Annotated in this window: 19 protein-coding genes; 14 read left to right on the top strand and 5 right to left on the bottom strand. The window is 72.9% G+C overall.

All coding sequences use genetic code 11. The features are described from left to right. Window positions 1-81: 81 nt before the first annotated feature. From AFM16_RS17750 to AFM16_RS17710, 9 genes are all read left to right on the top strand, one after another. Entirely contained in the window at window positions 82-879 is a 798-nt protein-coding gene (locus AFM16_RS17750) for a TIGR03084 family metal-binding protein (RefSeq protein ID WP_078633906.1), read from the top strand. Next, window positions 876-2,561 (top strand): acyclic terpene utilization AtuA family protein, encoded by a 1,686-nt coding sequence (locus tag AFM16_RS17745; protein WP_078633905.1) that lies wholly within the window; start codon window positions 876-878, stop codon window positions 2,559-2,561. Before AFM16_RS17750 ends, AFM16_RS17745 begins: the two co-directional genes overlap by 4 nt. Next, window positions 2,558-4,156: an acyl-CoA carboxylase subunit beta gene (locus AFM16_RS17740; protein ID WP_030785316.1), complete on the top strand. Its 1,599-nt coding sequence runs from the start codon at window positions 2,558-2,560 to the stop codon at window positions 4,154-4,156. The genes AFM16_RS17745 and AFM16_RS17740 overlap by 4 nt, the downstream gene beginning before the upstream one ends. Window positions 4,157-4,167: 11 nt before the next feature. Continuing rightward, window positions 4,168-6,024, top strand: a complete 1,857-nt coding sequence (locus AFM16_RS17735) for an acetyl/propionyl/methylcrotonyl-CoA carboxylase subunit alpha (protein ID WP_078633904.1) — start codon at window positions 4,168-4,170, stop codon at window positions 6,022-6,024. A 79-nt stretch (window positions 6,025-6,103) separates the two neighbouring features. After that, window positions 6,104-7,246, top strand: coding sequence for an acyl-CoA dehydrogenase family protein (locus AFM16_RS17730; protein WP_078633903.1), 1,143 nt, complete (start codon window positions 6,104-6,106; stop codon window positions 7,244-7,246). Window positions 7,247-7,274: 28 nt separating this feature from the next. Further along, window positions 7,275-8,843, top strand: coding sequence for a 4-coumarate--CoA ligase family protein (locus AFM16_RS17725; protein ID WP_030785300.1), 1,569 nt, complete (start codon window positions 7,275-7,277; stop codon window positions 8,841-8,843). Beyond that, window positions 8,840-9,574 (top strand): enoyl-CoA hydratase family protein, encoded by a 735-nt coding sequence (locus AFM16_RS17720; protein ID WP_078633902.1) that lies wholly within the window; start codon window positions 8,840-8,842, stop codon window positions 9,572-9,574. Before AFM16_RS17725 ends, AFM16_RS17720 begins: the two co-directional genes overlap by 4 nt. Next, on the top strand, window positions 9,562-10,167 hold the full coding sequence (locus AFM16_RS17715) for a TetR/AcrR family transcriptional regulator (RefSeq protein WP_030785297.1): 606 nt from the start codon (window positions 9,562-9,564) through the stop codon (window positions 10,165-10,167). Before AFM16_RS17720 ends, AFM16_RS17715 begins: the two co-directional genes overlap by 13 nt. A gap of 88 nt (window positions 10,168-10,255) precedes the next feature. After that, entirely contained in the window at window positions 10,256-10,807 is a 552-nt protein-coding gene (locus AFM16_RS17710; RefSeq protein ID WP_078633901.1) for a hypothetical protein, read from the top strand. A 21-nt stretch (window positions 10,808-10,828) separates the two neighbouring features. Here the strand turns inward: AFM16_RS17710 and pdxH are convergent, their stop codons facing one another. Continuing rightward, on the bottom strand, window positions 10,829-11,518 hold the full coding sequence (gene pdxH / locus AFM16_RS17705) for a pyridoxamine 5'-phosphate oxidase (RefSeq protein ID WP_051780386.1): 690 nt from the start codon (window positions 11,516-11,518) through the stop codon (window positions 10,829-10,831). 237 nt (window positions 11,519-11,755) lie between these two features. Between pdxH and AFM16_RS17700 the strand changes: the two genes are divergently transcribed. Continuing rightward, entirely contained in the window at window positions 11,756-12,856 is a 1,101-nt protein-coding gene (locus tag AFM16_RS17700) for a citrate synthase 2 (protein WP_078633900.1), read from the top strand. Between the two features lie 25 nt (window positions 12,857-12,881). Here AFM16_RS17700 and AFM16_RS17695 read toward each other — a convergent pair whose 3' ends face one another. After that, window positions 12,882-13,910: an isopenicillin N synthase family dioxygenase gene (locus AFM16_RS17695; protein ID WP_078633899.1), complete on the bottom strand. Its 1,029-nt coding sequence runs from the start codon at window positions 13,908-13,910 to the stop codon at window positions 12,882-12,884. Window positions 13,911-14,531: 621 nt separating this feature from the next. On the opposite strand from AFM16_RS17695, the gene AFM16_RS17690 reads away from it, so the two are divergent. Together AFM16_RS17690 and AFM16_RS17685 are read left to right on the top strand one after the other, a co-directional pair. Beyond that, window positions 14,532-14,990 carry a GNAT family N-acetyltransferase gene (locus AFM16_RS17690; protein WP_078633898.1) on the top strand — a complete coding sequence of 153 codons (459 nt, stop codon included), beginning with the start codon at window positions 14,532-14,534 and terminating at the stop codon, window positions 14,988-14,990. A 77-nt stretch (window positions 14,991-15,067) separates the two neighbouring features. Then, entirely contained in the window at window positions 15,068-16,552 is a 1,485-nt protein-coding gene (locus AFM16_RS17685) for a PAS domain-containing protein (RefSeq protein ID WP_078633897.1), read from the top strand. Here AFM16_RS17685 and AFM16_RS17680 read toward each other — a convergent pair. Continuing rightward, on the bottom strand, window positions 16,540-17,295 hold the full coding sequence (locus AFM16_RS17680; RefSeq protein WP_078633896.1) for an SIS domain-containing protein: 756 nt from the start codon (window positions 17,293-17,295) through the stop codon (window positions 16,540-16,542). The two genes, AFM16_RS17685 and AFM16_RS17680, sit on opposite strands and share 13 nt — an antisense overlap. Window positions 17,296-17,596: 301 nt before the next feature. Here AFM16_RS17680 and AFM16_RS17675 point away from each other — a divergent pair, with 301 nt between their 5' ends. Beyond that, the gene (locus AFM16_RS17675) at window positions 17,597-18,289 is read left to right on the top strand and encodes an iron-dependent transcriptional repressor DtxR (protein ID WP_030785279.1); all 693 of its coding nucleotides are present in this window, start codon (window positions 17,597-17,599) and stop codon (window positions 18,287-18,289) included. A 474-nt stretch (window positions 18,290-18,763) separates the two neighbouring features. Further along, window positions 18,764-19,690 carry an alpha/beta fold hydrolase gene (locus AFM16_RS17670; protein ID WP_078633895.1) on the top strand — a complete coding sequence of 309 codons (927 nt, stop codon included), beginning with the start codon at window positions 18,764-18,766 and terminating at the stop codon, window positions 19,688-19,690. Between the two features lie 62 nt (window positions 19,691-19,752). Here AFM16_RS17670 and AFM16_RS17665 read toward each other — a convergent pair whose 3' ends face one another. Both AFM16_RS17665 and AFM16_RS17660 read right to left on the bottom strand, forming a co-directional pair. Next, complete coding sequence (locus tag AFM16_RS17665; RefSeq protein WP_107419104.1) at window positions 19,753-21,342, bottom strand: transporter; 1,590 nt, start codon at window positions 21,340-21,342, stop codon at window positions 19,753-19,755. Beyond that, window positions 21,339-22,109, bottom strand: coding sequence for an ABC transporter ATP-binding protein (locus tag AFM16_RS17660; RefSeq protein WP_030785273.1), 771 nt, complete (start codon window positions 22,107-22,109; stop codon window positions 21,339-21,341). Before AFM16_RS17660 ends, AFM16_RS17665 begins: the two co-directional genes overlap by 4 nt. Window positions 22,110-22,112 lie beyond the last annotated feature (3 nt).

The following is a 22,112-nucleotide window of genomic DNA, read 5'->3' as shown; positions in this document are numbered from 1 at the left end:
TCGGCCGGCCTGGCGTGGTCCCCGGAACAAATTCATGCAAGCACGCTTGATTGTTTCCGGGACCGCTGCCAAGCTCCCCCCATGGCCGACCCGACGCCCGTCATCGATGATCTGCGTGCCGAGAGTGACGCCCTGGACGCCCTCGTGGCTGAGCTGGGGCCGGAGGAGTGGGCCCGGGAGACGCCCGCGCCCGGATGGACCGTCGCTCACCAGATCGCGCATCTCGCCTGGACCGACCACTCCGCGCTGCTCGCCGTCACCGACGTGGACGCCTTCCACGCGCTGGTGGAGAAGGCGCTCACCGCCCCCGGCTCCTTCGTGGACGAGGGTGCCGAGGAGGGGGCACGGCAGCCCGTCGCCGAACTGCTCAGCGGCTGGCGGGAAGGGCGCGCCGCGCTCGACGGCGCCCTGCGCGCCGCCCCCGACGGCGCCAGATTCCCCTGGTACGGGCCGCCCATGTCCTGCGCCTCCATGGCCACCGCCCGTTTGATGGAGACCTGGGCGCATGGGCTCGACGTCGCCGACGCCCTCGGGGTCACCGTCGCCCCCACCGACCGCATCCGGCACATCGTCCGACTCGGCGTCCGCACCCGCGACTTCGCCCACATCGTGCACGACCTCGCCCCGCCGATGGAGGAGTTCCGGATCGAACTCACCTCGCCCAGTGGTGAGTCGTGGACCTTCGGGCCCGAGGACGCCGTCGACCGCGTCACCGGCACCGCCCTCGACTTCTGCCTCCTCGTCACCCAGCGTGCCCACCGCTCCGACCTCGCCCTCACCGCCACCGGCGCGGACGCGGACCGCTGGCTGGACATCGCCCAGGCGTTCGCGGGCCCGCCCGGCGCCGGCCGCGCGCCCAAGGGAGGCGACGACGCATGACCGCCGCTCCCCTCCGCATCGGCAACTTCTCCGGCTTCTACGGCGACCGCGCCGACGCACTCCGCGAGATGCTCACCGGCGGCGAACTCGACGTCCTCACCGGCGACTACCTCGCCGAACTCACCATGCTCATCCTCGGCCGGGACCGCCTCAAGGACCCCTCCGCCGGGTACGCCCGCACCTTCCTGCGCCAGTTGGAGGACACCCTCGGCCTCGCCCACGAGCGCGGCGTGCGGATCGTCACCAACGCGGGCGGGCTCAACCCGGCCGGACTCGCCGACGCCGTAAGCGCGTTGGCCGACCGGCTTGGGATCCCCGTACGCGTCGCGCACGTCGAGGGCGACGACCTCGGCTCCCGGTATCCCGGCAGCCTCACCGCCCACGCCTACCTCGGCGGCTTCGGCATCGCCGCCTGTCTGCGCGAGGGCGCGGACGTCGTCGTCACCGGACGCGTGACCGACGCGGCCCTCGTCACCGGTCCCGCCGTCGCCCACTTCGGCTGGGCCCGCACCGACCACGACCGGCTCGCCGGGGCCGTCGTCGCCGGGCATGTCCTGGAGTGCGGCACCCAGGCCACCGGCGGCAACTACGCCTTCTTCCGTGACGGAGACGTCCGCCGCCCCGGCTTCCCGCTCGCCGAACTCCACTCGGACGGCAGCAGCGTCATCACCAAGCACCCCGGCACCGGCGGCTTCGTGGACGTCGGCACGGTCACCGCCCAGCTCCTGTACGAGACCGGCGGCGCCCGGTACGCGGGACCTGACGTCACCGCCCGTCTGGACACCGTACGGCTCACCCCGGACGGGCCCGACCGGGTCCGTATCGACGGCGTGCGCGGCGAGGCACCGCCCCCGGACCTCAAGGTCGGCCGCACCCGGCTCGGCGGCTTCCGCAACGAGGTCACCTTCGTCCTCACCGGCCTCGACGTGGCGGAGAAAGCCGCGTTGGTGCAGGCGCAGATGACGGAAGCCTTCGCCAAGTCCAAGCCCCAAGACGTCACTTGGGATCTCGTCCGCACCGACCGGGCCGACGCCGGTACCGAGGAGACCGCCAGCGCGCTGCTGCGACTCGTCGTCCGTGATCCCGAACAAGCTGTCGTGGGGCGGGCGTTGACCGGTGCCGCCATCGAACTGGCCCTCGCCAGTTACCCCGGCTTCCACGTCCTCGCCCCACCCGGGAAGCCTTCCCCCTACGGCGTGTTCGAGGCCGCCTACGTGCCGCAGGGCGAGGTCGCGCACACCGCCGTGCTGCCCGACGGGCGCCGTCTGCCCGTCGCCCCGGTGGACGAGACCCGCGCCCTGGACGCCGTAGCCGAACCGCCCCTTCCCGAACCGCCGCCCGCCGGACGGCCGGTGCGGCGCGCGCCCCTCGGGCTGGTCGCCGGGGCCCGCAGCGGTGACAAGGGCGGGGACGCGAACGTCGGGGTGTGGGTGCGGACCGACGAGGCGTGGCGGTGGCTCGCGCACACCCTCACCGTCGACCTCTTCCAGCAGCTTCTCCCCGAGAGCGCCGACCTGCCCGTCACCCGCCACGCACTACCCCACCTGCGCGCCCTCAACTTCGTCGTCGAGGGCATCCTCGGCGCCGGTGTCGCCTCACAGCACCGTTTCGACCCGCAGGCCAAGGCCCTGGGCGAATGGCTGCGCTCCCGTCACCTGGACATCCCGGAGGACCTGCTGTGACCGTCCTGCCGTCGGCGCTGGACCCCAACGGCCCCGACTTCCGCGCCCACCGCGACTCCATGCTCGCCAAGCTGGCCGATCTCGACGCCGAGCACGCCAAGGCGCTCGCGGGCGGCGGTGAGAAGTACGTCGACCGGCATCGCGCGCGGGGCAAGCTGCTCGCCCGCGAGCGCATCGAGCTGCTGCTCGACCCCGACACGCCGTTCCTTGAGCTGTCGCCGCTGGCGGCCTGGGGGAGCGAGTACACGGTCGGCGCCTCGCTCGTCACCGGGATCGGGGTCGTGGAGGGCGTGGAGTGCCTGATCACGGCCAACGACCCGACCGTGCGCGGCGGCGCCAGCAACCCCTGGTCGCTGAAGAAGGCCCTGCGCGCCAACGACATCGCGCTCGCCAACCGGCTGCCCTGCATCAGCCTGGTGGAGTCCGGCGGCGCCGATCTGCCCTCGCAGAAGGAGATCTTCATCCCGGGTGGGGCGATCTTCCGCGACCTCACCCGGCTGTCGGCGGCCGGGATCCCCACCGTCGCCGTCGTCTTCGGCAACTCCACGGCCGGTGGCGCGTACGTCCCCGGCATGTCCGACCACGTGATCATGGTCAAGGAGCGGGCCAAGGTGTTCCTCGGCGGCCCGCCGCTGGTGAAGATGGCCACCGGTGAGGAGAGCGACGACGAGTCCCTCGGCGGTGCGGAGATGCACGCGCGTGTGTCGGGTCTCGCCGACTACTTCGCTGTCGACGAGCGCGACGCGCTGCGGCAGGCCCGGCGGGTGGTCGCCCGGCTCAACCACCGCAAGGCGTACGGCGATCCGGGCCCGGCCGAACCGCCCAAGTATGACCAGGAGGAGCTGCTCGGGATCGTCCCCGGGGACCTCAGGACGCCGTTCGACCCGCGTGAGGTGATCGCCCGGATTGTCGACGGCTCCGACTTCGACGAGTTCAAACCGCTGTACGGCAGCAGCCTGGCCACCGGCTGGGCGCGCCTGCACGGCTACCCGGTCGGCATCCTCGCCAACGCCCAGGGCGTGCTGTTCAGCGCGGAGTCCCAGAAGGCCGCCCAGTTCATCCAGTTGGCCAACCAGCGCGACATCCCGCTGCTCTTCCTGCACAACACCACCGGCTACATGGTCGGCAAGGAGTACGAACAGGGCGGCATCATCAAGCACGGCGCGATGATGATCAACGCGGTCTCCAACTCGAAGGTCCCGCACCTGTCCGTCCTGCTCGGCGCCTCCTACGGCGCCGGTCACTACGGCATGTGCGGGCGGGCCTACGACCCGCGCTTCCTGTTCGCCTGGCCGAGCGCCAAGTCGGCCGTCATGGGCCCGCAGCAGCTCGCCGGCGTCCTGTCGATCGTCGCCCGCCAGTCGGCGGCCGCGCGCGGGCTGCCGTACGACGAGGAGGGCGACGCGGCGCTGCGCGCGATGGTCGAGCAGCAGATCGAGTCCGAGTCGCTGCCGATGTTCCTGTCCGGGCGGCTCTACGACGACGGTGTGATCGACCCGCGTGACACCCGCACCGTCCTCGGCCTGTGTCTGTCGGCTGTCCACACGGCGCCGTACGAGGGTGCGCGCGGCGGCTTCGGCGTCTTCCGGATGTGAGGGACCTACCAGTGATCACTTCTGTGCTCGTCGCCAACCGGGGCGAGATCGCCTGCCGGGTCTTCGACACCTGCCGCGCGTCCGGGATCCGCACGGTCGCGGTGCACTCCGACGCCGACGAGAACGCGCTGCACACGCGTGTGGCCGACACGGCGGTACGGCTGCCGGGGGCCGCGCCCTCGGACACGTATCTGCGCGCCGACCTGGTCGTGAAGGCCGCCGTCGCCGCGGGCGCGGACGCGGTGCACCCCGGGTACGGCTTCCTGTCCGAGAACGCGGACTTCGCGCGCGCGGTCCTCGACGCGGGCCTGGTGTGGATCGGGCCGCCGCCCGAGGCCATCGAGGCCATGGCGTCCAAGACGCGCGCGAAGGAACTGATGGGCCTCGCGCCCCTGGCCGCGGACGCGGTGACCGACGCCGATCTGCCGGTGCTGGTCAAGGCCGCCGCCGGTGGCGGGGGGCGCGGAATGCGGATCGTGCGCCGCCTGGAGGAGCTGAGCGCCGCGCTCGACGCCGCGCGCGCCGAGGCCGCGAGCGCCTTCGGCGACGGCGAGGTCTTCGTCGAGCCCTATGTGGAGCACGGCCGCCATGTGGAGGTGCAGATCCTCGCCGACACCCACGGCACGGTGTGGGCGCTCGGCACCCGCGACTGCTCCCTCCAGCGCCGCCACCAGAAGGTCATCGAGGAGGCGCCCGCGCCCGGCCTCACCGACGCCCTCACCGAGGAACTGCACGCGCTGGCCGTACGCGCCGCGCGCGCGGTGGACTACGTCGGCGCGGGCACCGTCGAGTTCCTCGTCGCCGACGGCCGCGCGCACTTCCTGGAGATGAACACCCGCCTCCAGGTCGAACACCCCGTCACCGAGGCCGTCTTCGGGCTCGACCTGGTCGCCGAGCAGATCCGGATCGCCGAGGGCCACGCCCTGCCCGCCGAACCGCCGCCCGCGCGCGGGCACGCCGTCGAGGCCCGCCTCTACGCCGAGGACCCCGCGACCGGCTGGACCCCGCAGACCGGCACCCTGCACCGCCTTGCCGTCCCCGCCGGCGTCCGCCTGGACACCGGCTACGGCGACGGCGACGAGATCGGCGTCCACTACGACCCGATGCTCGCCAAGATCGTCGCCCACGCGCCCACGCGCGCGGAGGCGGTCCGCCGGCTCGCCGGTGCGCTGGAACGGGCCACGCTGCACGGCCCGGTCACCAACCGCGACCTCCTCGTCCGCTCCCTGCGCCACGAGGAGTTCACCTCCGCCCGCATGAACACGGGCTTCTACGACCGCCATCTGCCGGAACTGACCACCCCGGCCCCCGACCCGGTCGCCGCCCTCGCCCCGCTCGCCGCCGCGCTGGCGGAGGCGAGCACCGGATCCCGCTTCGGGGGCTGGCGCAACCTGCCGTCCCAGCCGCAGCGCAAGCGCTACGCGGTCGCGGGCGAGGAGACCGAGGTCGCCTACGCGCACGGCCGGACCGGCCCGACCGCCGAGGGCGTCCAGGTCGTGCACGCCGACCCCGCCCTGGTCGTCCTGGAGACCGACGGCGTACGGCACCGCTTCGAGGTCGCCCGCTACGGCGACCAGGTCCACGTCAACGGCGTCACCCTCACCGCCCTGCCCCGCTTCCCCGACCCCGAGGCCCAGCGCGCCCCGGGCTCCCTGCTGGCCCCGATGCCCGGCACGGTCGTCAAGATCGCGGACGGCCTTGTCACCGGATCGGGTGTCCAGGCCGGTGAACCGATCGTCTGGCTCGAAGCGATGAAGATGCAACACGTCATTTCGGCCCCGGCGACAGGAACGCTCACGTCGTTGCCGGTCACAGAAGGCCAACAAGTACAGCTCGGAACTCTGCTGGCGGTAGTGCAAGCGCCTTAGGGGCGCGGGGCCGCATCGATATGCGGCTCCGCCGCGTGAGCGCGACCAGCCACACACAAGCCGCAGCCGAAGGAGCACAGTGACCACCCACATCGAATCCGACGAGCACAAGGCACTCCGCGCAGCGGTATCCGCCTTCGCCAAGAGCCACACCACCCCCGGCGAGGAAACGGACAACCGCGCCCTGTGGCAGGAGGCGGCCAAGCTCGGCTACATCGGCGTCAACCTGCCGGAGGCATACGGCGGGGGAGGCGGCGGCATCACCGAACTCTCCCTCGTCCTGGAGGAGATGGGCGCCGCCGGGAACCCGCTGCTCATGATGATCGTGTCCCCGGCGATCTGCGGCACGGTCATCTCCCGCTTCGGCACCGAGGCCCAGAAGCGGGAGTGGCTGCCCGCCCTCGCGGACGGCAGCCGTCTGATGGCCTTCGGGATCACCGAACCCGACGCCGGGTCCAACAGCCACCGCATCACCACCACGGCCCGCCGGGACGGCACGGACTGGCTGCTCACCGGCCGCAAGGTCTTCGTCTCCGGCGTGGACATCGCGGACGCCACGTTGATCGTCGGCCGTACCGAGGACGCCCGCACGGGCCGTCTCAAGCCCGCCCTGTTCATCGTCCCGAGGGACGCGCCCGGCTTCTCGCGCCGCCGGATCGAGATGGAACTCAAGAGCCAGGAGTGGCAGTTCGAACTGGTCCTGGACGACGTACGGCTGCCCGGCGAGGCCCTGGTGGGCGACGAGGACGCGGGGCTGCTCCAGCTCTTCGCGGGCCTCAACCCGGAGCGGATCATGACGGCCGCCTTCGCGATCGGCATGGGCCGCCACGCCCTGGCGAAGGCGATCGAGTACGCGCGTGACCGCACCGTCTGGAAGACCCCGATCGGCGCCCACCAGGCCATCGCCCACCCGCTCGCGCAGGCCCACATCGACCTGGAGCTGGCCCGGCTGATGATGCAGAAGGCGGCCCATCTGTACGACGCGGGGGACGACATCGGTGCGGGCGAGGCCGCCAACATGGCCAAGTACGCGGCGGGCGAGGCGTGTGTGAAGGCGGTCGACCAGGCCGTGCACACCCTCGGGGGCAACGGTCTGACGACCGAGTTCGGCCTTGCCCGGCTCATCACGGCCTCACGCGTGGCTCGCATCGCGCCGGTGAGCAGGGAGATGATTCTGAACTACATCTCGCACCAGACCCTGGGCCTGCCCAAGTCGTACTAGTCCGCACACCGTCGTGCCAGGAGGAACCATGTTCCGCAGCCAGTACGCAGACGTACCGCCCGTAGAACTCCCCATCCACGACGCGGTGCTGGGCCGGGCCGCCGAGTTCGGTGACACGCCCGCGCTGATCGACGGCGCGGACGGCACGACCCTCACCTACGACCAACTCGACCGATTCCACCGGCGGGTGGCCGCCGCGCTCGCCGAGGCAGGCGTCCGCAAGGGCGACGTCCTCGCCCTGCACAGCCCGAACACCGTCGCGTTCCCGGTCGCCTTCTACGCCGCCACCCGCGCGGGCGCCTCCGTCACCACCGTGCATCCGCTCGCCACGGCCGAGGAGTTCGCCAAACAGCTCAAGGACTCGGCCACCCGCTGGATCGTGACCGTCTCCCCGCTGCTGGAGACGGCACGGCGGGCCGCCGACCTGGCCGGCGGCGTCGAGGAGATCTTCGTCTGCGACAGCGCCCCCGGCCACCGTTCGCTGATCGACATGCTCGCCTCCACCGCCCCCGAACCGCAGGTCGCCGTCGACCCGACGGAGGACGTGGCGGCCCTGCCGTACTCGTCGGGCACCACCGGTGTCCCCAAGGGGGTGATGCTCACCCACCGGCAGATCGCCACCAACCTCGACCAGCTCGCCCCGGCGATCTCGGCGGCCCCCGGCGACCGGGTCCTCGCCGTCCTGCCGTTCTTCCACATCTACGGCCTCACCGCCCTGATGAACGCGCCGCTGCGGCAGGGCGCCACCGTCGTCGTCCTGCCCCGCTTCGAACTGGAGACGTTCCTCGGGGCGATCCAGAAGCACCGCATCACCGCGCTCTACGTGGCGCCGCCGATCGTCCTCGCCCTGGCCAAGCATCCGGCGGTCGCCGAGTACGACCTGTCGTCGCTGAAGTACGTGATCAGCGCCGCCGCCCCGCTGGACGCCGCCCTCGCGGCCGCCTGTTCCGAGCGTCTCGGCCTGCCGCCGGTCGGCCAGGCGTACGGCATGACGGAGCTGTCCCCGGGCACCCATGTCGTCCCGCTCGACGCCATGGCCGACGCCCCCGCGGGCACCGTCGGCAGGCTCATCGCCGGCACCGAGATGCGGATCGTCTCCCTCGACGACCCCGGTAAGGACCTCGGCCCCGGCGAACGCGGCGAGATCCTCATCCGCGGCCCGCAGATCATGAAGGGCTACCTCGGCCGCCCCGACGCCACCGCCGACATGATCGACCCCGACGGCTGGCTGCACACCGGCGACATCGGACGGGTCGACGACGACGGCTGGCTGTTCGTCGTCGACCGCGTCAAGGAACTCATCAAGTACAAGGGCTTCCAGGTCGCCCCGGCCGAACTGGAGGCACTGCTGCTGACCCACCCCGGCATCGCCGACGCCGCCGTCATCGGCGTCTACGACGACGACGGCAACGAGAGCCCGCACGCCTTCGTGGTCCGCCAGCCCGCCGCCCCCGACCTGTCCGAGGGCGAGGTCGCGATGTACGTCGCCGAGCGCGTCGCCCCCTACAAGCGCGTCCGCCACGTCACCTTCATCGACGCCGTGCCCCGGGCCGCCAGCGGAAAGATCCTCCGCCGCCATCTCAGGGAGACCGCATGACCGTCCTCGCGCGCGCCAGGGAGCGCGGGATCGAGACCCTCGCGCTCGACTCCCCGGACACCCGCAACGCCCTCTCGTCCGTCCTGGTCGGCGCCCTGGCCGACGCCCTCGCCGACTGCGCGGGCGACCCCGAGGTGCGGGCCGTCGTCCTCACCCACACCGGCACCACCTTCTGCGCCGGCGCCGATCTGCGCGATCCGCCCGACCCGGACGCGTTCGTGGGCCTGCTGCGCCGGATCGTGGAGCTGCCCCTGCCGGTCGTCGCCCGGGTCACCGGGCACGTCCGGGCCGGCGGGATGGGCCTGCTCGCCGCCTGCGACATCACCGCCGCGTCCACCACGTCGACGTTCGCCTTCACGGAGGTCCGCATCGGCGTGGCCCCGGCGGTGATCTCCCTGCCGCTGCTCCCGCGCACCGACCCGCGTGCCCTCGCCCGCCACTACCTGACCGGCGAGCGCTTCGACGCCGCCGAGGCTGCCCGCGCCGGGCTGCTCACGGCCGCGGGCGACGACGTGGACGCCGTCCTCGCGCCCGTCCTCGACGGTCTGCGCAGAGCCGCACCGCAGGGCCTGGCCGAGACGAAACGGCTGCTCACGGCTAGGGTGCTGGAGACCTTCGACCGGGACGCGGCGCAGCTCACCGCGCTCTCGGCCCGGCTGTTCGCCTCCCCGCAGGCCCGCGAGGGGATGACGGCCTTCCTCGAACGACGGGATCCCGCATGGGTGCTGTGAGCGCAGTCGACCGCGACCGCGCCCCCAAGCAGGACCGCAGCCGGGCCACCCGGCAGCGGCTCCTGGAAGCCGCTGTGGCCTGCCTCGCCGAACACGGCTGGGCGGGCTCCACGGTCTCGGCCGTCGCCGAGCGGGCCGGTGTCTCCCGGGGCGCCGCCCAGCACCACTTCCCCACCCGCGAGGACCTGTTCACCGCCGCCGTCGAGTACGTCGCGGAGGAACGCTCGACGGCCCTGCGCGCCCTCTTCCCCGAGGGCGGCGCCGACCGCCACGCGGTGGTCTCCGCCCTGGTCGACCTCTACACCGGCCCCCTGTTCCGGGCCGCCCTGCACCTGTGGGTCGCCGCCTCCCACGAGGAACAGCTCGGCCCGCGCGTGACCGAGCTGGAGGCCCGCGTCGGCCGCGAGACCCACCGGATAGCCGTGGACCTCCTCGACGCCGACGAGTCCGTGCCCGGCGTCCGCGAGAGCGTGCAGGGTCTCCTCGACATGGCCCGCGGCCTCGGCCTCGCCAACCTCCTCACCGACGACGGCGGCCGCCGGGAACGGGTCGTGGCGCAGTGGGCACGGCTGCTGGACGACGCGCTCGGCTGACCGCCCTCCCGGAGCCCGAGGCCCGAACCCGCTGTCCCGAACCCGCTGCCCCGACCCGCTGTCAGTGCCCTCGCCTACGGTGGCCGGCATGGGAGACACATTCCAGACGCTCGTCGACCGCGACGCGACGCCCGAGGACGCGCCGCGCCTCGCCCGTCCCCTGGTCGACTGGCTGGTGGCCGAGGGCATCGTGCTCGCCGACGCCGAGCCCGGCTGGGCCCTGAGCGAGCACCCCGCGCATCCGCCGGGCCCGCACTGGCACAAGGCGGTGGAGAACGCCCGCTGGGGTTCCCCCGAAGGCGTCGTCGTCCACACCGAGCGCCATGTCTTCTGGAGCAACCACCACGACTCCGACGCACCGGCCGCCCACTGCCCGCGCTGCGCGACCGCCGTCGCCGACCACTCGCTCTTCTCCGCCGAGGTCGACCGCTGGCACGGCACCGGCGAGGGCGCGGTCGACTGCCCCGCGTGCGGGGTGACCGTCCCGATCCCGGCCTGGAACTGGTCCGACGACCACATGGCCTTCGCCGTTCTCGGCCTGGAGTTCTGGAACTGGCCCTGGCTCAGCGAGGCGTTCCGCGCCCGGATATCCGAGTTCTGGCCGGGGCACCGCACGGTGTTCCTCGCGGGCAAGATCTGACCGCCCGCCGACGCGGAGCGGTCAGGGGCTGAGCCGCTCCACACGCCAGCCGCCGTCCGGCTCCGCCACGTACCGCAGCCGGTCGTGCAGCCGGTTCTCCCGCCCCTGCCAGAACTCCACCGACTCCGGCGCCACCCGGAAACCGCCCCAGTGCGGCGGCACCGGCACCTGCTCGCCCTCCGGATAGCGGGCGACCAGCTCGGCGTAGGAGGCGTCGAGGTCCGCCCGGTCCGCGATCACCGAGGACTGGCCGCTGGCCCAGGCGCCGAGCTGGGAGCCGTGCGGCCGGCTGCGGAAGTACGCGGCGGTCTCGTCCCGTCCGGTCCTGCGGGCCACCCCGCGCACGATCACCTGCCGCTCCATCGGATGCCAGGGGAAGAGCAGCGAGACGTACGGGTTCTCGGCGAGGTCCCGCGCCTTGCGCGAGTCGTAGTTGGTGTAGAAGACGAAGCCGTGCTCGTCGAACTGCTTCAGCAGCACCGTCCGTGAACCGGGCCGGCCCTCCGCGTCCGCCGTGGACACGATCATCGCGTTCGGCTCGAACAGATGGGCCTCGACGGCCGCCTCCCGGAACCAGCGCGCGAACTGCTCCACGGGCGTGGCGGCCAGGTCCGCCTCGGCGAGCCCCTCCGCGCGGTACTGCTTGCGCATGGCGGCGGGATCGGGGGCGGGGCCGGAGGAGACGGCGTGTGCGTCGGTCACGGTGGTCATCCTGCCGTATCGGCCCGCCCGGACCGCCACCCCCGCAAAGGTGGCACTGAGTGCCGCAACCACTCCCCAAAGGTGGCACTCAGGGATATGGTGAGGGGGCCATCCCAGGTGGGTGACCGTCGGCCGCACGGGGCATCACCGGGGTGACCGCCCATGACCGCGAGTCCCGCACCTCGCGTGCACCGGACCGCGGATCCGCCGGCGCCATCCGTCGCCCACATCACGAGGAGCCGCCCGATGTCCGACTTCGTACCCGGGCTCGAAGGAGTCATCGCGTTCGAGACGGAGATCGCCGAACCGGACAAGGAAGGCGGCGCCCTGCGGTACCGGGGCGTCGACATCGAGGACCTGGTCGGCCACGTCTCCTTCGGCAACGTCTGGGGCCTGCTCGTCGACGGCGCCTTCAACCCCGGCCTGCCGCCCGCCGAGCCCTTCCCCATCCCGGTCCACTCCGGCGACATCCGCGTCGACGTGCAGTCCGCGCTCGCCATGCTCGCCCCCGTCTGGGGCCTCAAACCGCTCCTCGACATCGATGCCGAGCAGGCCCGCGACGACCTCGCCCGCGCCGCCGTCATGGCCCTCTCCTACGTCGCCCAGTCCGCCCGCGGGCAGGGCCGCCCCATGGTCCCGCAGCGCGAGATCGACAAGGCCGCGTCCGTCGTCGAACGCTTCATGATCCGCTGGCGTGGCGAGCCCGACCCCAAGCACGTCGCCGCCGTCGACGCCTACTGGACGTCCGCCGCCGAGCACGGCATGAACGCCTCCACCTTCACGGCCCGTGTGATCGCCTCCACCGGCGCCGATGTCGCCGCGGCCCTCTCCGGCGCCGTAGGAGCCATGTCGGGGCCGCTGCACGGCGGCGCCCCCTCCCGGGTGCTCGGCATGATCGAGGAGATCGAGCGCACCGGCGACGCCACCGCCTACGTCAAGCAGGCCCTGGACCGCGGTGAACGCCTCATGGGCTTCGGCCACCGCGTCTACCGCGCCGAGGACCCCCGCGCGCGTGTGCTGCGCCGCACCGCCCGCGAGCTGGGCGCGCCCCGCTTCGAGATCGCGGAGGCGCTGGAGAAGGCGGCCCTCGAAGAGCTGCACGCCCGCCGCCCGGACCGTGTCCTCGCGACCAACGTCGAGTTCTGGGCCGCCATCGTGCTCGACTTCGCCGAGGTCCCGGCGCACATGTTCACCTCGATGTTCACCTGTGCCCGCACCGCCGGCTGGTCCGCCCACATCCTCGAACAGAAGCGCACCGGCCGCCTGGTCCGACCCTCCGCCCGCTACATCGGCCCCGGCGCCCGCGGTCCCCAGGAGATCGAGGGCTACGCGGACACCACGCACTGAACCGCGACCCGCACGGAAAGAGCCGTCACGCGGGGCTGAGCAGCTCCGCGTGATGCCGCTCCGCGACCAGCGGATGCGCCCGCAGCTTGCCCTTCAGCTCGTTGAAGCCGTACTCGGCGAACAGGGGATTGGCCGGATCGTCCGTCACGCCCGGCGCGGCCGACGCGTGCGGGAACACCAGCGGCTCCACGCGCGCGTCCAGCCGCGGGTTGTAGAAGAACGGCACGGAGAACCGCTCGACCGCGCTCGGCGGTGACACCACCCGGTGGTTGGTGGCGACGAGATACCCGTTGGTCGCCACCTCCAGCAGCTCGCCCAGGTTGACCACGAAGGCGCCCGGCAGCGGCGGCACGTCATGGAACCGGCCGTCCTCCCGCTGCACCTGGAGCCCGCCTATCCGGTCCTGGAGCAGCAGCGTCAGGAAGCCGTAGTCCTTGTGCGCGCCCACGCCCTGGCCCGAGCCGTCGCCCGCGCTGCCCGGGTAGCGCACCAGCTTCAGATGCGGATGCGCCCGCTCCCCGAACACCGCGTCGTAGAAGTCGGGGGCCGCGCCGATCGAGGCGAGCAGTTCGTGCAGCAGCCGCTCGGCGACCGCGCTGAGCCGGTCGATCCAGGCCAGCGCGGCGGTGCGCAGCTCGGGCAGTGCGGCGGGCCACTGGTTCGGGCCCTCCAGCCACCAGTACGCGGGCTCGCCCGGCCCCGGCGCGCGGGCCGGCCGCTCCGCGCCGATGTCGAGCTGGTCGCGCCAGTCCTGCCGCCCGCCGGTGCGCTCGTCGCCGGTGCGGGTGTAGCCCCTGAAGTGCGGCGAGTTCACGTTGTCGATCGCGAGCCGGTCGGCCTCCGGCAGCGCGAAGAAGGCGCGCATGGCGGTGAGCAGCCGCTCCGTCTCCTGCGGTGGCACCCCGTGCCCCACGAGCTGGAAGAAACCGACGTCGTGGGCGGCGGAGTGCAACTGCGCGTGCAGCAGCGCACGCGCCTGCGGCCCGCCGTCGGCGGCCGAGAGGTCGATGATCGGAAGTTGCTGGTACGACGGAGTCGTCGACGCGTTCGTCATGGCTGTGTCCGTGCGGTGGGAGGACGGAAAGAGGGGATACGGCGGGTGAGCCGGGAGAGCGCCGCCCGAGGCGGCCGGACGGACCGGTGGGTCCGTGAAGGTGGCCGGACGGCTCAGATAGAGCGTCGACAGCCCATGCTTGTGACGCGGACGTAGTCCACGTGGCGGCGTCGAACGAGCGCAAGCATGTCCCCACCCTACCGCCGACCGAAAAATCTCTCCGTGACGCCCACCACGTCCCGAAGATCCTTCGCCCCGGCTGCCCGTCGCCGCCGAAATGCGTGAACGGGCCCGGCAACGCAGACGACCCGCGAGTCGGGTCCTCCCAGGGGAGGGCCGGCCGGACGTACCGGCGACTCGCGGGTCGGGTGACTGCGTCGGATTGGCCGGCTGCACGCGTCTCACACGTGCTGGTCCGGCACCGCACTGGATGTGGTGACGGGCCGCTAGCCCGCAGCCACCTCACGCGTCCGGTTCTCATACATCTGCCGAACCACCTCCTTTCAGTGTGCTGCCACCTTAAGAACGGCCTCGCCACGCCATCAACCGTTTTTTCGGGAAGCGAACGCGACGGCGCGCAAACGCGTTGACGCGCGCGTGGGCGCACGGTTCCCTGCCCCCATGACTGAACTGCGTATCGAGGCCGTCGACGACGAGGCCGCCCTGGAGGACTGGCGGCACGTCCACAACGTGATCGTCCCGCCGGCCGCGCTCTCCCTGGAGGAGGTGCGGGAGCGGGCGGGCCGCTACCGGCTGGAGAACGCGTACGCCGGTGACGTCCTCGTCGGCTGCTCCACGGTCCGCCCGCCGCAGGGCGAGGGCGAGCCCGCGACCGTCATCGCGCGCGTGCTGCCCGCGCACCGCCGCCGCGGTTACGGCGGCGCCCTGTACGAGCACGCGCTCGCCCACGCGCGCGTGCTGGGCGCCGGGGCGGTCGAGACGTGTGTGCTGGCCGTGAACGAGGACGGGCTGCGGTTCGCGGCGGCGCGCGGCTTCGTCGAGACCGAGCGGTACGTACTGGACGGCGAGCGCGACGAATGGGTCGACCTGCGGCTGGAGAGCGTGCCGACCCGCGGCTGACGTCCGCAAACTTCCTCCGCAAACTTCCTCCGCAATCTTGCGGGAACCGCGTGTGTGCTGCATCACGTTCGAGTTGAATGAGGGCAAGCGAGCGAACCTGTCAGGGGGTCCAGGTGAGTGCTTCCCGGCGTAGCGGGACCACCGACGAGCTGGGGCCGGACGAGCCCGAGCGGCCGGACGGCCCCAAGGGCCCCGGCGGCGCGCACCTGCTCGCCGCACTGCTCGACGGCATGGACGCGGCCCTGTGCGCCTTCGACGCGGACGGGGTCGTCACCCACTGGAACCGCGAGGCGGAACGCATCCTCGGCTGGAGCGCCGCCGAGGCGGTGGGCCGGCCGGGCTTCGCCGGATGGGCCGTGCGGGAGGCGGACGCCGAGGAGATCGAGAACCGGCTGCTGTCGGCGATGCGCGCGACCGGCCGCCAGGTGCACGAGTTCGCGCTGCTCACCAAGGACGGCGGCCGGGTCCTGGTGCGGACCCAGTCCGCGGCCGTGCGCGGGCCCGACGGCAGGCCCGCCGGGCTGTACTGCGCGTTCAGCGAGGTCCACGCGCAGATCGACCTGGAGCGTTCCATCGCGCTCAGCGAGGCCCTCTTCGACGACGCCTCCTGGGGTGTCGTCCTGGTCGACGCCGACCTGCGCCCCGCCGTCGTCAACGCGCACGCCGCCCGCGCGCTGGGCACCAGCCGTACGGCGGTCCTCGGCCGTCCGCTGGGCGAACTGCTCACCCGGGGCGTCGAGGAGCTGGAGAACGCGCTGACGCACGTCCTCGCCGAGGGCGCGCCGCCCGCGCCCGCCGAGATGTGGGTCGGGGTGCGCACCCCGGAGGGCGAGCAGCGGCGCTGCTGGCGCAGCGGCTTCCTGCGGCTGGCCTCGCCGCTGGCGGAGGAGCCGGTGCCGCTCGGGGTGGGCTGGCTGTTCCAGGACGTCACCGAGGCCAAGCAGGGCGAGCAGGAGGCGGCGCTGCTGCGCTTCCGCGTCAACCAGTTGCACCGGGCGGCCCGCGCGGCGGCCGAGTGCGAGGACCCGACCGAGGCCGCCACGGTCCACCTCGACTTCGCGCTCGCCGGATTCGCCGACCACGCCGTCCTCGACCGGCTCCTGACCCCTCGGTCGGCCACCACCGCCCCGGAGGGCCCGCCGCGGCTGGTGCGGACCGCCGCCACCCCGTCCGGCGGACCGGGCCCCAGCGCGCTCACCGGCCACGCCGGGCTGCCCGTCCGCTACGGCGAGACGCACCCCGTGCTCCAATGCGTGGCCCGGGCCGGCTCGGTGCGGGCCGGCGCCGGATCCGTACCGGCCGAGGAGGCCCGGGAGTGGGCGCGGGCCCGCCTGTGGCCGGAGGACACCGTGCACGCCCTGTGCGCGGTGCTCCGCAGCCGGGGCCGCACCCTCGGTGTCGTCACGTTCCTGCGCGGGGCGGGCCGCAGCGCCTTCCAGCGGGCCGACGCCGCCTACGCCGAGGACGTGGCCGTCCGGATGGCGGCGGCGCTGGACCTGGCCGACCTCACCCGAAGCGGCGGGAACGACAGCGGCGGGAACGACGAGGATCAGCGCCGGTAGAAGATCCGGTCGCCGTACTCCCGCATGATCCGCGTGTTCCACTCGTGGCCGCCGTCGACGTTCCCGGAGCGCAGCAGCGGCGGTTCGACACCGCGCGCGGCGAGGTCGCCGGCGGCGGTGGCCATGACCGCCTGGAGCAGTGCCGAGGTGACGACGGTGGAGGCGGGCGCGAAGGGCGCCGGGACCGTGTCGAGGGTGAGCTCCGCGTCCCCGACGGCGATCTTCGAGTCCAGTACGACGTCGCAGTGGTCCTTGAGGAAGGTCCCCGAGGGGTTCCGGGCGGTGGTCTGGGAGGCGTACGCCACCGAGGTCACGCCGATGACCTTGATGTCCCGCGCGCGGGCGGTGCTCGCCATCTCCACGGGCAGCGCGTTGCGGCCGGACAGCGAGATGACCACGAGGGCGTCGCCGGCGCCGATCGGGGCGGTGTCCAGGACGGCGCTCGCGAGACCCTCGACGCGTTCCAGGGCGGAGCCCAGCGTGGCCGGCATGACGTCGACGCCGACGACACCCGGCACCACCAGCAGGTTCATCAGGGCCAGACCGCCCGCGCGGTAGACGACGTCCTGCGCGGGGAGCGAGGAGTGCCCGGCGCCGAAGGCGAAGAGCCGGCCGCCGTCGGCCACGGTGTCGGCGAGAAGCGCGCCGGCCGCTTCGACGGCCTCCGCCTCCTCGTCGCGGACCCGCTGGAGCAGCGAGATCGCGGCGTCGAAGAACTGCGCGCCGAGCTGGCGGTCGCTCATCCGAGGGGCCCCTTTGCCGTGTCGAGATTCTGCGTCGCGTGTCCGTGTCGCGGATCACCGTGCGGTCTGGACCAGTGCGCTGTCAATACGGCGGCGCGGGGCGGTGCGCCGGGCGGGAGTGGGGCGGGAGACGGGCGGGAGAGCGGCGGGAGACGGGGTCCCGAAAGCGGGGTGTAACCACCTCGTTTCACCGGCGCGGCACGCTTGTCAGTGGTATCCGGCAGAATTGACGTCAGGGCCAGCGCACGCGCACGCGCCGGAGAGCCGTCGAGCCTTCGGCAGATCTCATCGAGGGGCACGAATGTCCGGACTGATCGACACCACGGAGATGTATCTCCGCACCATCCTCGAGCTGGAGGAGGAAGGTGTGGTCCCCATGCGCGCCCGGATCGCCGAGCGGCTCGATCAGAGCGGACCGACCGTCAGCCAGACGGTGGCGCGCATGGAGCGGGACGGCCTGGTCGCCGTGGCCAGTGACCGGCATCTGGAGCTGACCGACGAGGGCCGCCGGCTGGCCACGCGCGTGATGCGCAAGCACCGGCTGGCCGAGTGCCTCCTGGTCGACGTGATCGGCCTGGAGTGGGAGCAGGTGCACGCCGAGGCCTGCCGCTGGGAGCACGTGATGAGCGAGGCGGTGGAGCGCCGCGTCCTGGAGCTGCTGCGCCACCCCACCGAGTCGCCGTACGGCAACCCGATCCCGGGCCTGGAGGAGCTGGGCGAGAAGGACGGCGCCGACCCGTTCCTGGACGAGGGCATGGTCTCGCTGGCCGACCTCGACCCGGGCCTGGAGGGCAAGACCGTCGTGGTGCGCCGGATCGGCGAGCCCATCCAGACCGACGCGCAGCTCATGTACACGCTGCGCCGGGCGGGCGTGCAGCCGGGTTCGGTGGTGAGCGTGACGGAGTCGGCCGGCGGGGTGCTGGTGGGCAGCGGCGGCGAGGCGGCCGAGCTGGAGGCGGACGTCGCGTCGCACGTGTTCGTCGCGAAGCGCTGACTTCCCGCGGTTCAGGCGGTTCTGACGGCTGGTCGCCTTCTGATGGCCGCTCAGGTTCTGTGTCGAATCGCAGCGCGGCGGCGGTTCGCGTGCCAGGCTGGCGTGAGGCATATGACCTGAGGGGGCGGGGATGGCGTGCCGCGGACATGTGGAGGGCCCCGGTGCCGTGCGGCACCGGGGCCTGTCCTCCCCTGGTACGACCTGGAGCCCCGAGCTCTCAAGGTCGTTCCCCTCGGACCGTTTTCCCCGAGCGGTCCGCCTCCCGTTGAAGATCTCCCCTCGACGACGGCGATCATTCCTTGCGAGTGGTCACTCGAACGAGGGGTGTTGCTCGCGGATGCGACGTTTTTCGAATAGGCATTCGATACTGTGCGTGTGACGGCGTGACGGAGCGCACCCGGCGTGCGCTGTTCCAGAGCTGATCCAAGGCAGCGGCAGCACAAGCGGTACGACGGCTAGGGGGTGCCAGGACCTATGGCGCGACGCATCGACGTGACCGGGGCGGGCGGTGTACGCCTCGCGGCCTGGGAGTTCGGTGACCCGCCGAAGGACGGGGCGGACGCCGTGATCCCCGCCCAGTCCACCGGGGAGCGCACCGGGGCCCCGGACATCCCGGCCGGACCCGAGAACAGGCCGGGCGTCCTGTTATTGCACGGGCTGATGGGCCGGGCCTCGCACTGGGCGTCCACCGCCCGCTGGCTCTCCGAGCGCCATCGCGCCGTCGCTCTCGACCAGCGCGGCCACGGCCGCAGCGAGAAGCCCCCGGAGGCCGCCTTCACCCGCGAGGCGTACGTGGAGGACCTGGAGGCGGCCATCGAGCAGCTCGGCCTCGCCCCCGCCGTCCTCATCGGCCACGCCATGGGCGCGCTGACCGCCTGGCAGCTCGCCGCGAAACGCCCCGACCTGGTGCGCGCCCTGGTCATCTGCGACATGCGGGCCTCCGCCCTCGGCGCCGCCTCCCAGCGCGAGTGGGCCGACTGGTTCAAGTCCTGGCCCCTGCCCTTCGCCACCCTCGCCGACGTCCGCAAGTGGTTCGGTGAGGACGACCCCTGGGTGGAGCGCCCGCACGCCTCTCGCGGCGAGTTCTACGCCGAGGTGATGCAGGAGTCCCCGGACGGCTGGCGCCCCGTCTTCGCCCCCGAGCAGATGCTCAAGTCCCGCGAGACCTGGGTGTACGACGCGCACTGGGAGGAGCTGGCGCAGGTCCGCTGCCCCGCCCTGGTCGTGCGCGGCCTCGACGGCGAACTGGGCCGCGCCGAGGCCCAGGAGATGGTCCGCGTCCTGCCGCGCGGGCAGTACGCGGAGGTCGCCGACGCCGGCCACCTCGTCCACTACGACCAGCCGGAGGGCTGGCGCACGGCGATCGAACCGTTCCTGGACTCGGTGTTCAGCACGCCGTAGCGACGCCGTAGCGATGCCGCGGCGGCCCGGCGGCCCGGCGGCCCGGCGGCCCGGCGGCCCGCTCACGCCTTGCTGACCGCCGCCAGGATCTCCGGCAGCCGGTCCGCCGTCCGCGGCGCCGCCAGCCGCAGCCCCAGCAGCGTGAGCGCCGCCCCGTACGCCGCGCCCCCCGGCAGCAGCAGCCAGGTCCACGCGTCGCCGTCCGCGCTCACGTTCAGCCAGATCGTCACCGCGATCACCGGCGCGCACAGCAGGGCCGCCGAGACCATGCCGCCGAAGACCGAGATCCAGGCGAGCCCGGTCTGGCCCGGCGCCACGTTCTTGTAGCCCTCCTGCGGGATCGAGTAGGGGAAGCGCGCCGAGGTCCAGACGCCGGTCGTCAGCATCGCGCCCAGCAGCGCGAGCGAAAGCCCCAGCACCTCGGGCAGTTGCTCCCAGGCGCCCAGCAGCGCGGTCGTCAGGACCGTCACCAGCGTGGCGTACGGCAGGGTGATCACCAGCAGGGCCAGCGCCCGCGCGCGCAGCTCGACGTACGCGTCCCGGGGCGAGGAGATCGTCATCGCGACCATCCAGAAGGCGGACGTGTCCTGCCCGAACTGGTTGTACATCTGGATGCCGAGCATCCCCGCGGCGAAGCAGGCGAAGTAGACGGAGCCGGTGCCCTGGAGCGCGTTGAAGACGGGCACGATCAGCCCGATCGCCAGCGAGGTCGCCCAGGCCGCCTTCGTCTTCGGGTCCCGCCACACATAGCGCAGGCTGCGCTCCATCACGGTGCCGGTCCGCCCGCCCGGCAGCAGCCGTGCCAGTCCCGACGCGCCGCGCCGCTCCCGCTCGGCCGGTTCGGCGGCCCGCAGGGTGGAGCCGTCCGGCGAGACCATCAGCCGGGTCAGACTGCGCGTCCACACGCCCAGCAGCAGCGCCAGCGCGCCCGCGCCGACCAGCAGTTGGGCGGCGGCGACACCGTACGAGCCGTCGCTCGCGGAGTCCGCCGCGCCGATCGCGGAGGCGGGCGGCAGCCAGCGCAGCACGTCCGCCACCGCGTCGAGCCGGCCGAGACCGCCGGATCCGAGCTGCTGCGCACCGAAGTTGACGGCCTGCGCGCCGATCGCGACGACCAGCCCGCTGAGCACCGCGAGATCGCGCCCCTTGCGGCTGCTCAGCAGGCGGATGTTGGCGGCCGCGACGGCGCGGGCGAGGGCCACGCACACCAGCAGGGCGAGCACGGCCCCGGCCACGCCGACCGCGATCGCGGCCGCGCCGTGCGCCACCGCGATCACCGACCCGGCCAGCAGGACCGCCGTGAACAGCGGGCCGATCCCGACCAGCGAGGCGGCGAGCAGCGCCCGTACCAGCGGACGGGGCCGCAGCGGCAGCATCACCAGCCGGGTCGGGTCCAGGGTCTCGTCCCCGCTCGGGAAGAACAGCGGCATCACCGCCCACCCCAGCCCCAGCACCGCCACCAGCGGCACCACGAGCGACGCGGCGTGCGCGTGCCCGCGCAGCGCGATCAGCGCGATGAGCTGCACCGCGGAGAACAGCAGCACGAAGGCGGCCGAGGCGATATACGCGGCCCGCCGCCCCGCGGACCGCTGGAGCCCGTTGCGCAGCAGCGACAGCTTCAGCCGTACGACGGTGGCGACCAGCGGTGTCATCGGGCGGCCCCGCCGCCGAGCCAGTCCAGATCGGACCCGGCGTCCCGGCCCTGTGCCCCGACCAGCTCCAGGAACGCCTGCTGGAGCGAGGGCGCCGACCCGCGCACCTCCGCCAGCGGACCGTGGGCCCGGATCCGCCCGGCGGCCATCACGGCCACCCAGTCGCACAGCGACTCGACCAGCTCCATGACGTGGGAGGAGAACACCACGGTGGCGCCGGAGGCCGTGTACCGCTCCAGGACGCCCCGGATGGTCTGCGCGGAGACCGGGTCGACGCCCTCGAACGGCTCGTCCAGGAAGAGCACTTCGGGGTTGTGGAGGAGCGCGGCGGCGAGCCCGATCTTCTTGCGCATGCCGGTGGAGTAGTCGACGACGAGCTTGTGCTGCGCGCCGGACAGATCGAGGACGTCGAGGAGCTGCCCGGCCCGCTTGTCGACCTCCGGGCCGGGCAGGCCGCGCAACCGCCCGCTGTAGACGAGCAGTTCACGACCGGAAAGCCGTTCGAACAGACGCAGTCCCTCCGGCAGCACCCCGATGCGCGCCTTGACCTCCACCGGATCCCGCCACACGTCGTGCCCGACGACCTCGACCGTCCCCTCGTCGGGCCGCAGCAGTCCGGTCACCATCGACAGGGTGGTCGTCTTCCCGGCGCCGTTCGGCCCGACCAGGCCGATGAACTTCCCGGCGGGAAGGTCGAGATCGATCCCGGCGACGGCGACCTGCTGACCGAACCGCTTCCAGAGATTGCGCACGCGTACGGACGTCATGCC

Source organism: Streptomyces antibioticus (genome assembly GCF_002019855.1).
Lineage (GTDB): Bacteria > Actinomycetota > Actinomycetes > Streptomycetales > Streptomycetaceae > Streptomyces > Streptomyces antibioticus_B.
The sequence above is the reverse complement of the archived record's forward strand: the minus strand, read 5'-3'. Positions and strand labels throughout refer to the sequence as shown.